Source organism: Romboutsia sp., assembly GCF_051659545.1.
Lineage (GTDB): Bacteria > Bacillota > Clostridia > Peptostreptococcales > Peptostreptococcaceae > JBOFOR01.
Window position 1 is genome coordinate 1 of sequence record NZ_JBOFOR010000020.1, and the last position, 11,872, is coordinate 11,872.

18 protein-coding genes are annotated in these 11,872 nt (G+C 28.0%); 16 read left to right on the forward strand and 2 right to left on the reverse strand.

All coding sequences use genetic code 11. The features are described 5' to 3' along the window. From ACRC03_RS00840 to ACRC03_RS00850, 3 genes are all read left to right on the forward strand, one after another. Positions 1 to 530 (forward strand): sensor histidine kinase (locus ACRC03_RS00840; protein WP_438650650.1); only part of this gene is annotated, 530 nt, incomplete at its 5' end. 169 nt (positions 531 to 699) lie between these two features. Beyond that, entirely contained in the window at positions 700 to 1,254 is a 555-nt protein-coding gene (locus ACRC03_RS00845; protein ID WP_438650651.1) for a hydrolase, read from the forward strand. A gap of 24 nt (positions 1,255 to 1,278) precedes the next feature. Continuing rightward, positions 1,279 to 2,160, forward strand: coding sequence for a LysR substrate-binding domain-containing protein (locus tag ACRC03_RS00850; RefSeq protein ID WP_438650652.1), 882 nt, complete (start codon positions 1,279 to 1,281; stop codon positions 2,158 to 2,160). 51 nt (positions 2,161 to 2,211) lie between these two features. Here the strand turns inward: ACRC03_RS00850 and ACRC03_RS00855 are convergent, their stop codons facing one another. Next, on the reverse strand, positions 2,212 to 2,400 hold the full coding sequence (locus tag ACRC03_RS00855) for a permease (protein WP_438650653.1): 189 nt from the start codon (positions 2,398 to 2,400) through the stop codon (positions 2,212 to 2,214). Positions 2,401 to 2,654: 254 nt separating this feature from the next. Here ACRC03_RS00855 and ACRC03_RS00860 point away from each other — a divergent pair, with 254 nt between their 5' ends. The 11 genes from ACRC03_RS00860 to trxA all read left to right on the forward strand — a co-directional run bounded on the left by ACRC03_RS00860 (position 2,655) and on the right by trxA (position 9,122). After that, on the forward strand, positions 2,655 to 3,803 hold the full coding sequence (locus ACRC03_RS00860; RefSeq protein WP_438650654.1) for an aminotransferase class V-fold PLP-dependent enzyme: 1,149 nt from the start codon (positions 2,655 to 2,657) through the stop codon (positions 3,801 to 3,803). 17 nt (positions 3,804 to 3,820) lie between these two features. Further along, positions 3,821 to 4,354 carry a (Fe-S)-binding protein gene (locus ACRC03_RS00865; RefSeq protein WP_438650655.1) on the forward strand — a complete coding sequence of 178 codons (534 nt, stop codon included), beginning with the start codon at positions 3,821 to 3,823 and terminating at the stop codon, positions 4,352 to 4,354. Positions 4,355 to 4,373: 19 nt separating this feature from the next. Then, positions 4,374 to 4,592: a hypothetical protein gene (locus ACRC03_RS00870; protein ID WP_438650656.1), complete on the forward strand. Its 219-nt coding sequence runs from the start codon at positions 4,374 to 4,376 to the stop codon at positions 4,590 to 4,592. Between the two features lie 27 nt (positions 4,593 to 4,619). Then, positions 4,620 to 5,006 (forward strand): hypothetical protein, encoded by a 387-nt coding sequence (locus ACRC03_RS00875; protein WP_438650657.1) that lies wholly within the window; start codon positions 4,620 to 4,622, stop codon positions 5,004 to 5,006. A 12-nt stretch (positions 5,007 to 5,018) separates the two neighbouring features. Further along, a complete protein-coding gene (locus tag ACRC03_RS00880; protein ID WP_438650658.1) occupies positions 5,019 to 5,327 on the forward strand; it encodes a 4Fe-4S dicluster domain-containing protein in 309 nt (102 codons plus the stop codon). Continuing rightward, positions 5,320 to 6,186 (forward strand): glycine cleavage system protein GcvH, encoded by an 867-nt coding sequence (gcvH, locus tag ACRC03_RS00885; protein ID WP_438650659.1) that lies wholly within the window; start codon positions 5,320 to 5,322, stop codon positions 6,184 to 6,186. The genes ACRC03_RS00880 and gcvH overlap by 8 nt, the downstream gene beginning before the upstream one ends. Next, complete coding sequence (locus ACRC03_RS00890) at positions 6,179 to 6,577, forward strand: putative zinc-binding protein (RefSeq protein WP_438650660.1); 399 nt, start codon at positions 6,179 to 6,181, stop codon at positions 6,575 to 6,577. The genes gcvH and ACRC03_RS00890 overlap by 8 nt, the downstream gene beginning before the upstream one ends. 1 nt (position 6,578) lies before the next feature. Beyond that, positions 6,579 to 6,980, forward strand: a complete 402-nt coding sequence (locus ACRC03_RS00895) for a putative zinc-binding protein (protein ID WP_438650661.1) — start codon at positions 6,579 to 6,581, stop codon at positions 6,978 to 6,980. A 3-nt stretch (positions 6,981 to 6,983) separates the two neighbouring features. Beyond that, positions 6,984 to 7,355, forward strand: coding sequence for an ArsR/SmtB family transcription factor (locus tag ACRC03_RS00900; protein WP_438650662.1), 372 nt, complete (start codon positions 6,984 to 6,986; stop codon positions 7,353 to 7,355). Between the two features lie 247 nt (positions 7,356 to 7,602). Beyond that, entirely contained in the window at positions 7,603 to 8,517 is a 915-nt protein-coding gene (locus ACRC03_RS00905; RefSeq protein ID WP_438650663.1) for a PfkB family carbohydrate kinase, read from the forward strand. 287 nt (positions 8,518 to 8,804) lie between these two features. Then, positions 8,805 to 9,122 carry a thioredoxin gene (trxA, locus tag ACRC03_RS00910; protein WP_438650664.1) on the forward strand — a complete coding sequence of 106 codons (318 nt, stop codon included), beginning with the start codon at positions 8,805 to 8,807 and terminating at the stop codon, positions 9,120 to 9,122. Positions 9,123 to 9,387: 265 nt separating this feature from the next. Here trxA and ACRC03_RS00915 read toward each other — a convergent pair whose 3' ends face one another. Continuing rightward, a complete protein-coding gene (locus tag ACRC03_RS00915) occupies positions 9,388 to 9,996 on the reverse strand; it encodes a class I SAM-dependent methyltransferase (protein WP_438650667.1) in 609 nt (202 codons plus the stop codon). A 270-nt stretch (positions 9,997 to 10,266) separates the two neighbouring features. Between ACRC03_RS00915 and ACRC03_RS00920 the strand changes: the two genes are divergently transcribed. Then, positions 10,267 to 10,881 (forward strand): TetR/AcrR family transcriptional regulator, encoded by a 615-nt coding sequence (locus ACRC03_RS00920; protein WP_438650665.1) that lies wholly within the window; start codon positions 10,267 to 10,269, stop codon positions 10,879 to 10,881. A gap of 118 nt (positions 10,882 to 10,999) precedes the next feature. Then, positions 11,000 to 11,527 carry a flavodoxin domain-containing protein gene (locus tag ACRC03_RS00925; RefSeq protein WP_438650666.1) on the forward strand — a complete coding sequence of 176 codons (528 nt, stop codon included), beginning with the start codon at positions 11,000 to 11,002 and terminating at the stop codon, positions 11,525 to 11,527. Positions 11,528 to 11,872: the final 345 nt, after the last annotated feature.

Below are 11,872 nucleotides of genomic sequence, written 5' to 3' on the forward strand. Positions count from 1 at the left end.
TAGAAATGCTTATTGAAGATATGCTTGAATTATCTAGATTACAATCTAATAATGTAGCATTAGAAAAAAGTTATGTAAGTATAGATGAGATTATACATGAAATTTATGATGAGTTCCAAATTAGAGCAGAAGATTTAGATATTACATTTAATGTACCTAGAGATATAAATGATTTACCGATGATATTTGCTAATAAGTATAGAATAGTTCAAATCCTTGTCATACTATTAGATAATGCATTTAAGTTTACTCCTGTTGAAGGTGTTGTAGGTGTTGTAGGTATAGGAATTATAGAAGAAGAAAAATTAATAAGGGTAAGTGTATATGATACAGGAGTAGGAATTGAAGAAAAAGATATACCTTTTGTGTTTGAAAGGTTTTATAAAACGGATAAAGCGCATGCGTCTATGGGAACAGGAATTGGATTATCTATTGCATATGAAATAATAAAACAGCTAAATGAAAGTATTTATGTAGAATCAAAGGTAGGAGAAGGTTGTAAATTTACATTCACAATAACTAAAATATAAATGTAATATTAGTTATAAAAAGTACAAACAAAAGTCGGATTATAGGGTAAATATGAAAATATTTTAATATATTAAAAATAAGTTAAAAATTGGTTAAAATATTAAAAAACTGTGATAATATTTAGTTAAATTAAAAATTAATATTATAAGATTTATAGGAGGTATTAAAATGTGTGGAATAACAAGAAATGAAGCATGGAGGCTTTTGACAGAATATAATAAGGATGAATTTCATTTAGAACATGCTGAAATAGTAGAGAATACTATGAAGTATTTTGCAAAAGAATTAGGATATGAGGATGAAGTAAATTACTGGGGTATAGTAGGATTACTTCATGACCTTGATTTTGAACAATACCCAAATGAACACTGTATAAAAAGTCAAGAAATAATGAAAGAAAGAGGAATTGATGAAAGAATAATTTATTCTACAGCTAGCCATGGATATGGATTGACAGTAGATATTAAACCGGAGCATGAAATGGAAAAAGTACTTTTTGCAGTTGACGAGTTAACAGGCCTAATAGGGGCTGTAACTGTAATGCGACCTTCAAAAAGTGTTCAAGATTTAGAATTAAAATCCGTAAAGAAAAAATTTAAAACTAAAGCTTTTGCAGCAGGTTGCTCACGTGAGGTAATAGAACAAGGAGCAGATATGCTTGGATGGAGTTTAGATGAGTTAATGCAAAGAACTATTGAGGCACTTAGAACTTTTAGAGATTAGACAGTAACTATATTAGGGGGAGATATGACTTTAAGGAGTTTAGAAATATTTGTGGCAGTAGCAAGATGTGGGAAAATGAGTGAAGCTTCAAAACAACTTCATATTACTCAACCAACTATTAGCCAAGCTATTAGTGAATTGGAAAGAGAATATGGAATACTACTTTTTGATAGACTATCAAAAAAACTTTACATAACTGAAGCTGGGAAACAACTTTTGGGATATGCTCAGAGTATATTGTCCCTTTCAAATGAAATGGAAAAAAATATGAGCAATTTATCTTTAAATAAAACAATAACATTAGGGGCTACAATGACTGTAGGTAAGTGTGTTTTAGTAGATATTGTGAGAGATTTTGAAGAGGTTTATCCAAATATAAAAATTCAGGTTATAATCGATAACACTTCAACTATTGAAAATATGCTTTTAAATAGTGAGATAGATATTGCTATAGTAGAAGGAATAATTAAAAGTACTGAACTTGTAATAAATCCAATTATACCAGATAATCTAGTACTAGTATGTCATAAGAACCATCCTCTATATGAAAAAAATTGTATAGATATTGAGGAACTTTCATCTTATCCATTTATACTTAGAGAAGAGGGCAGTGGAACTAGGGAGGTATTTGAAGATTATATTAGAAAAAAACATGTATCCATTAATGTAAAATGGAATTGCCATGGCTCTGATTCTATAGTAGAAGCAGTTTTAGCTAATCAAGGTATAACTGTTATTTCAAAACGATTAGTTGAGTCTTATGTTAAAGAAGGGACTTTAAAGATAATACCTATTAATAATACAAAAATGGATAGAAGCTTTAGTTTAGTTCATCATAAAACTAAATATTTATCAGATTGGCTAAAATGTTTTATGCAATATATAAAAGACCTAGAAAGAGTGTAGATATTACACAAACTTTTTAGGTCTTCTTTTATTGTTTTCTACTAAAGTATCTTATACTAATAAAAACTGTAAAGCATTAAATAGATATCCTGTTATTGTAATTCCAATTACTACAATTCCTATAAATATACCAAGTAACTTTGGTTTTACAACTTTGCTTAGCATTATTATTGATGGTAGGGATAAGGCAGTAACACTCATCATAAATGCTAGTACAGTTCCTATAGGTACTCCTGCCATAAATTATTCCTCCTAATATAATAAATAAACTTATGATTACATTATAAATAAAAAAAAATTGATTTGACAATACTATAATAAAAATTAATCAAAAAAAATTGATATAGATTCATATATATAGTTTACAAATGAACACTAATTGAATAATATATGATTAGAAGCGAATATATTAATCTATTGGACTAATCAATAAACCTATCTCGAATAAAATAACAAAATATAAAAATATAATGTAAATAACTGGGGGAGATAAAATGGGAATTTATTTAGATAATGCGGCAACATCATGGCCTAAGCCTAAGGTAGTTTATGATGCTGTTTATGATTTTATGATAAATAATGGAACATCATCTGGAAGAGGTTCATATAAAAAAGCTATGGAATCGGATAGACTAATTTATGAAACTAGAAAACTTATTGCACAATTCTTTAACTTTAATGATCCTAAAAAAGTAATATTCACATCAAACATTACAGAATCCTTAAATTTAGCACTAAATGGAATATTAGAAAATGGTGACCATGTAATAACCAGCAGTATAGAGCACAATGCAGTATGGAGATGCCTAAAAACATTAGAAAGAGATAAAGGTATTACAATAACAAAAATTAATGCTACTAAAGATGGCTTTACAAATCCCAAAGATGTAGAAGAGGCTATAAATGACAAAACAAAACTAATAATATTTAATCATGCATCAAATGTATTAGGTACAATATCACCAATAAGAGATATAGGGAAAATAGCAAGAACTCATAATATACCTTTCTTAGTAGATGCAGCACAGACAGCAGGAGCATACCCGATAGACATTCAAGAAGATAATATTGATTTATTAGCATTTACAGGACATAAAAGCCTACTTGGGCCAATGGGAACCGGTGGATTAATTGTAAACTGGGATGGAGATATAAAACCTCTAAAATCAGGTGGAACAGGTGGAGATTCAGCCTATGAATATCAACCAGATTATTATCCAAATAGATTAGAAACTGGAACTTTAAACGTAAGTGGAATAGTTGGACTTAGAGAGTCAATAAAATTTATTAATAAGGAAACTATAGAAAAAATTCATGATAAGGAATCTAAAATAGTAGAATATGCACTTAATAGATTAGAAGAAGTAAAAGATATAGAAATCTATGGTCCAAAAGATAGTGAAAAAATAGTAGGTGTAATTTCTTTTAATATAAAAAATAAAAGAGCAGAAAATGTAGGCTATGAATTAGATAGCAAATACGACATTATGTTAAGGGCAGGTCTACATTGTTCACCAAATGCACATGATTTAATAGGAACCAAAGAGATAGGTTGTATAAGAATTGGAATTGGATACTTTAATGAAAAGGAAGACATTGATAAATTAGTTGCTGCACTAAACGAAATTACTCTGCAAAACTAAAGTATAGGAGATGGATTATGTATTTAGAACACATAGAATTAAAATTTATAGAACCATGCACTACTACTGGAAATAAAATAAAAATTATTACAGAGTTATCAAGAGATGTATCAGATATTTTCCCATATTTAAATACACATATTAAGTCAGCTATGTACAACAAAACAGCTTTAACATTTTCATTTAAACTAGGCCAAAAACTAATAACCTTATTTCCAAATAGATTGACTATCACAAAGTTACTTAATGAAACTGATGCCTATGAAATGATGGATTATGTACAAAATTTAATAAATGAAGTGGATGCAAATAGAGACAATATAATTCCTTCAGATAATATGAGAAAACCACCAAGCCCAATTGAAATATACAAAAATCTACCAAAATCAAATTGTAAAAAGTGTGAAGAAATAACTTGTATGGCCTTTGCAAGTAAGCTATTAAGTGGTGAAAAAAGCATAAAAAGATGTGAACCTTTGTATGAAGAAGTTAATTTAGAAAAATTAGAAAATCTAGAGACCATGATGATGCTTTTAGGGTACGAAGTATAACTTTTAAAGGAGTAGAGCCATGAAAACTTGTGGAAACTGTGGAATAGGAAGTAAAAAAGATGGTAACAAAGTTGAATGCTTTAAATATAAAAATATAAAAAACTTAGATGAAGAAAGTAGCAAGTGTCTTTACTATATGGAATTTAAATATGAAGATGGAGAATTGATGAATCCATTTCAACATTTGCTACTTAAGGAGCAAGACATAAAATCTAAGCATATGAAAAATACAATATAAATTAGTATTTAATAGGGGGTATATGTGATGGAAGAAAAAAAATTACCAGGATTTATTATGTGTGTATGCACTGGGAAATGTCCAGGATTTTTAGAAATGGATATTTGGGATTTTATAAACCAAGTTAGAATTGAATTGCCTGTAGAATATGCATTTATACATCCACAACTATGCGAAGAAGATGGAGACAGATTCTTAGCAGATTTTTTACAATCTGGTAGACAACTAATTATAGGTGGTTGTGCACCTAATATGCAAAGAAAAATGTTTAAAGATGCTTTTAAAGAAGCTGGTTTGGATGTAGAAAAAGATTTAGTAAAACTAGATATTAGAGATATGAGCACTGAAAAAGCAGTAGATTTAGTAAGAAAAGCATTAAAAGATATGGGATTTGAAGAAGACATGGTGTTATAAGGAGGTGATAATATGAGTAGTGGAAGTATGGAAGGGACTACTTTTATGGGAGTACCAAGAGAAAAAATTGATTGGTGCCCTAGAATAGATTATGTTAATTGTAATTACTGTATGGAGTGTGTAAAATTCTGTCCTCATAATGTTTTTGAGGTTAGAGAAAATGATGAAATTAAGTTGATTGTTAAAAATCCAGAAAATTGTGTGGTATTCTGTAGAGCTTGTGCCAAAACTTGTGGACCTGATGCTATAGAGTTTCCAAGTAAGGCAGAGACGACAAAGTACATTAAGAAAATAAGGATGGAGATGGATACTAATGAGTAATTATGCAATTCTTCCTTGTAATGGATTAGATAAGTGTGCTGGATGTATATCAAGAGAAGTGGCTTTAATGTTAAGTGAAAAAATAGAAGCAGAGATTTTATGTCCAGTCTTTTATAGGATTTCAGAAACTAAGTACAATAATATATTAGAAGAATATAGCTTATTAGTTATTGATGGGTGCAATACAAAGTGTGCTACTAAGCTAGCTAATGAAAAAAACTTAGAAATAAAAGATAGAATAAATGTAAGTGAAGAAGCTAAAAACCACAATATTCAGATACATAAGGAGCTATCACTAGGTGAAAATGAAAACAAGCTTGTAGAACTTATAGTAGATAAGTTTATACAAGATATAAATAAGCAAAATAATGAAAATAGTAATGATCTAACTTTGAATGAATTTGAAGAAAAATTTAACTATGAAACTTACAAAAAAGATAAATTTATATTCAAACTGGCAATAAATGAAAAACTTTATTTTAATGAAAATGACAGTTGGGCATTTGTTGATGGAGATATAGCTACAATTGGGGTTACAGATTATGTACAGCATAGCCTTGGAGATATAATGTTTTTTGAACCAGCCAAATTAGATGAAGATATTGAACAATTTGGAGAACTAGGATGCTTAGAATCTTCTAAAGCAACTTTTGAAATAGTATCTCCAGTTTCAGGAAAAATAATAGCAGTAAATAATAACTTGGAGGATTTACCTGAATATGTAAATGAAAATCCATATGAAAAAGGGTGGTTAGTAAAAATTAAATTATCAGACTTTGAAGAAGACAAAGAATTATTAATAAAAGATAAAGAATATATAGAAGTATTGATAAGAAAGGTGGAAAACTTCCATGTCTAGTTATAAAGTTATTCCATGTAGTGGAATTGGAAAAGTACATGGAGCTATTGCTAGAGAAGCAGCTATAGAAACATGTAAAAAATCAAATGGTGAATGTGAATTAGTCTGTTTAGCTCACTTAGTATCAGGAGATGAAGATGCAAAAGAAAAATTAAAAGATGTTCAGTGTATTACTATAGATGGATGTCCTGCAATGTGTGCTGCGGTAAATGTAAAACTTGCAGGTGGAGAAATTAAAGAAAGTGTTAGAGTTATTGATGAAATGAAAAAACACAGAGGAATAAAGCCAGGGACAGCAACTTATTTAGAAGAAGATGGGTGGAAAGTAGTAGATAATATTGCAGAAAATATTTGCAATACCTTAGATTTAGGAAGAGTGGAGGCAAAGTAATATGGAAAATAAAATAGGTATAATCTCTTGTAGTGGGGAAGAGTGTTTTGCAGGAACGGCTACAAGGCTAGCTACTAGAAAAGTACTTGAAACTTATAAATCAGAAGAAAGTGTAACCATATGCTTGCCTTTATTTTTAGCTGGAGGAGAGGAAGAAAGAAGTTTTGCAAAAGAATATCCTACAATATCAGTAGATGGATGTAACAAGTTTTGTGCTAAAAGAGGAACAGAAAAATACAGCGGAGAAGTAAGTGGATGTGTATTAGCTACAGATATAATTGATGAAAATTTAGCTTTTAGTAAGGATATATCACTAAGGGATTTAAAAGATGAACATTACAAAGCTATAGATAAATTAGCTCAAGCTATAGTAAGTGAATTTGATAATGTGAAAAGAGGTTAAAATTTGGAACTAATACAAATGCTAAAGGCTCTAGCAGATGACACTAGGATTAGAATAATAAACATACTAAGAGAAGGAGCACTTTGCGTATGTGAAATAGAAGATATACTTAATATTACTCAATCTAATGCATCTAGACATTTAAATAAACTAATGAATGCAAAACTAGTAACTTACTACAAAGAAGCAAAATTTGTTTATTATAAAATAAATGAAGATACAATTAATAGTTATCCTTTTGTAAAAGAACTTTTAAATAATGAATTATCTAAAATAGATAATTTAAATAATGACTATGATAATCTTAAGAACTTTAAAAAACAGGGCTTGAGTTGTGAGACTCTAGTAGAAAAAAGAAAAAAACAAGATAATTAGATTTAATAGAGTATTCAAATGTGGGGGATAGTAGATATTGCTAAACAATATTCTAAAATAGAGCTGAACAATAACAAAATAAAATCCATACAGTTTATATACTGTATGGATTTTATTTTGTAGATTATAAATTTTAGATTTGTAAAATAAAAAATCACCAATAAATTACATAGTAAATATAGAAATATAAATATATTACTGGTATTATAAATACTATAAGATACAGCGTTTAACAGGAGGAAACAATATGAAAACTCTAGTATTGGGGAATGTATTCGTTGATGTGATAGTTAGTGTAGATGCTTTGCCAAAAACAGGTGACGATTTAGTTTGTAATAAACAGACTGTTACTATAGGTGGATGCGCTTATAATGTAGCAACTATATTGAAAAATTTTGATGTACAACATAGCTTAGTGTCTCCTATAGGAAAAGGAATATATGGAAGTTTAATAGAAAAAGAGCTTTTAGAAAATAATTATGGAACTAACATAAAAGTAGAAAGTGGCGATAATGGATATTGTTTATGTTTAGTAGAAAAAAATGGAGAGAGAAGTTTTATAACTATACCTGGAATAGAAACAAAGTATGAAAAAGAATGGTTTGATAATATAGATGGGAGTAAATACGATAATATATATATATCTGGTTATGAAATAGAAAAAGAAAGTGGTATAGTAATATCAAGCTGGTTAAGTAAGCAACAAAACAAAAAAATATTTTTTGCGCCAGGACCTAGAATGAGATTTATAGATGATAAAATTCTAAATAAAATATTAGATATGAGTCCTATATTACACTTAAATGAAGATGAAGCTTTAAAATATACACATGAAACTAGCGTAATAGAAGCAGCAAGAATATTAAATCAACGTACAAAAAACACTATATTTATAACCTTAGGTAAAAAGGGTGTTTTTTACTTTGATAAATTCAATTATAAGTTTATAGAGGGTATAGAAACGGAAGTAGCAAATACTGTAGGAGCAGGTGATAGCCATATAGGGGCAATAATAGCAGCTTATTCTAGGGGATATAATTTTGAGGATTGCTGTTATATTGCAAATAAAGTAGCAGCAAGAGTAGTAGCTTATGAAGGCAGTAGGCTAGAGTCTCAAATATTTGATAAAAATGAATACATATTAAATATAAAAGAAGCTTAATAAAAAATATTGTATAAACGGAAAGACACCTATAAATAGGTGTCTTTATTTGGGCTAGCGTATTACTTATATATAATATAAGTTTTTCACTAACCTTATTGTAATACAAAAAAAGATTTATGTAAAGAAAATATAATAATAAAATTAAATGGTAAATAATGTGACAAAGTCACTTACAATTTAAGCTATAAAAGGATATAATACTTATATAAAATAATATTAAGAAAAATGTAAATAATAATATTAAAGAATATAACTAAAATAATTTATTTAAGGAGAAATTTGATATGCCTAGAGTAATAAATATGGATGAATTTAATAATGAAGTAGCTAATGCAAGTGGAGTAGCAGTAATAGACTTTTATGCAACTTGGTGTGGTCCATGCAAAATGTTAGCTCCAATATTCCAAGAAGTAGAGCATGAATTTGAAGGGAAGGCTAAGTTCTTTAAAGTTGACATAGATCAAAGTCTTGACTTAGCAAGACAATACAATGTAAGTTCTGTTCCAACTATGATGATATTCAGAGATGGAGAGTTAGTAGAAACATTAGTTGGATTTATGCCAAAAGAAAACTTAGTATCAAAAATAAAACAATACTTATAAAAATAATACCTAAAAATCGCAATATACAATGCCTATTGAAGGTGTGTATATTGCGTTTTTTAGTTAGTATTATATTAATATTGTTTATTAAATCTACTCACTAAATTGAAGTTTATTTACTTTAAATGTAGCCCGCAAGGGCAAAATCTGTATAAGTTTTCCTTCCGGCAGGCAAGCTGCAAGGGCGGTGCAACTTATACAGATTCCACCCTTGCTCATGATACATATTAAAGTTTTTTATATAGTGTAAGCGACAAATTCTAATTTATCTCTTTCTTGCTAAATATAAATCTACTGTATCATAAATATTTATTTTACCACCAACTTCATCAATTGCATTCTTCATATCTATTTCAAAAGAATTTTTTATTTCCATAGGTAATGCTCTATGGTCTGAATATGTATTCAACAATGAAATATATTCTTCAGATGCAAGAGTTCTTTGTTGGTGATATAACTTAATTGCAATATCCTTAAATCTAAATTTTTCTAATTCGTCAATGTATTTTTGACAATCATTTTCACTAAATTCAATTATCTCTTTATCAGATGGTAGATATTTATCATAAATTTTTTTGTTTACAATGTTACTTATGTCATCTTGTCTATTTGGAAATGGATGATTCCAAAATAAAGCTATAACTCCATTATCTTTTAATACATTTCTTACCTTTTTATATCTTTCTTCTAATGGTAGCCAGTGAAAAGCTGTTGCACAATACACTAAGTTAAAAGTTTCTGTTTCGATCGGATATTCCATAAAATCTGCATTAATAACATCAAAGTTTTTATAATTACTAAACTTTTCCTTAACATATCGAGTAAGATTATCCCCGAGCTCAAAGGCGGTTACTTTACAACCTGATTCTAAAATTGGTAAAGTTGCTTTCTAATCAATATAATATCACATAGCATTTCACACTAACAATAGATTTATTGCTAAGGTTGTTAACTGTGTTATTTGGAACATTGAAGTTCAAAAGTAAACCTGCTAGTTTTTTAAATACTCTGTTTTGCTATGTAAATAACTTGTATATAAAAAATAAATTATGTGTCGAGAAATAGTTGCTAAATCAAAAAAAATGGATACACTTATTAATAAGTAAACAGTGTTTAAAGAATTAACAGTGTTGAAGGAGGGAAAATGGGAACTAAAGAAAGACGAGAAGAAGAAAAGGAAAAAATAAAAAAAGATATCTACAAAGCAGCAAGTGAAATAATAATTGATGAAGGCTATTCAAAGCTATCAATAAGAAAAATAGCGTCTAAAATAGATTACTCACCAGCATTGATATACAATTACTTTGAAAATAAAGCTGATATTGTTAAATCAATATGGAAAGAAAATGCTAAAAATATTGTAGAAACCATGAGCAACTTAAATTTAAATAGTGATGATGAAAAAGAAAATACTAAACAAATTTATAGAACTTATATAAATTTAATCTTACAAAGCCCTGAAGAGTACAGGGCAATAATGTTAAATGATATTGAAGGAGTAAATAGATTTTACTTTGATTTTACTGATGAAGAAAAAGAAAATCTGAGAATCAAAAATATAAAACAACATTACGACAAGTGTTTACAACTTGGAATACTTAGAAATGTGAATACTGAAAAATACGCTTTTTTCTCTTGGATTTCAATAACTGGATTTATTTCAAATGCAATACTATCAAGTAATAAAGACAAAGATTTTGTAGAAAATCTAATTGAGGAATATTTAGACTTTATACTTTATGGAGTATTTAAAAATTAAGAACTAAGTAATAAACACTCAAAAATTAAATGTAGATGTTATAAGTGGAACAGCGGTAACTTCGAAAGCATATTTAAAATCTATAGAAAATAAGTTGAATAATTAGGGGGATCGTGATATGAGTAAAATAGTAATTTATGAATCAAGATATGGAAGTACAGAAATGTATGCTAATTGGATAGGAGAAGTATTAAATTGTAAGGTGATAAAAAGAGAGAAAGCTAAAATCGAAGATTTATTAGATTTTGATACTATTATCTATGGAGGATGGCTACATGCAGGATTTATAAAAGGGTTTAAGTTAATATCTAAAGACATAGACAAATTAAACAATAAAAATATAGTGGCATTTTCAGTAGGATGTAGCTCTGGAAAAGAAGAAGAAATAAAAAGTGTCGAAAAAATGAATTTTGAAAACATAGGGGATGTAAAGTATTTTTACCTAAGAGGAGCATTTAACTATCAGAAGTTAAATATAGCAGATAAAATACTTATGAGTATGATGAAAACGAAATTAAAAAATATAAAAGAAGAAGATAGAGATGAAGATACTAAAGGTATGCTAGATGCATATATAAACCCAATTGATTTTACAGATAAAAATAATATTAAACCATTGATAGAATATGTTAATAGTCTAAGCTAAAAATAATAAAAGATTACAAAAAATGCGACTATATGCAGAAAATCATCATAAGATATAATTAAAGGTATTGCAAAATATAAAGTAAATAAAGAAATGAGTGGATAAATTTAAATATAGTATTATAGATATGGGATAGTTAGTATAAAATATTACTAAATCTCATATCTTTTTTTATATAAGTTAATTACTAAATGTAGTTAGTATAAATAGTATATTACATACAAGTATTTTAAATAATTATTAAATTATACTCTTGATAACTATATCCACTCATTTCTTTATTTACTTTATATTTTGCAATACCTTTAATTATATCTTATGATGATTTTCTGCATATAGTCGCAT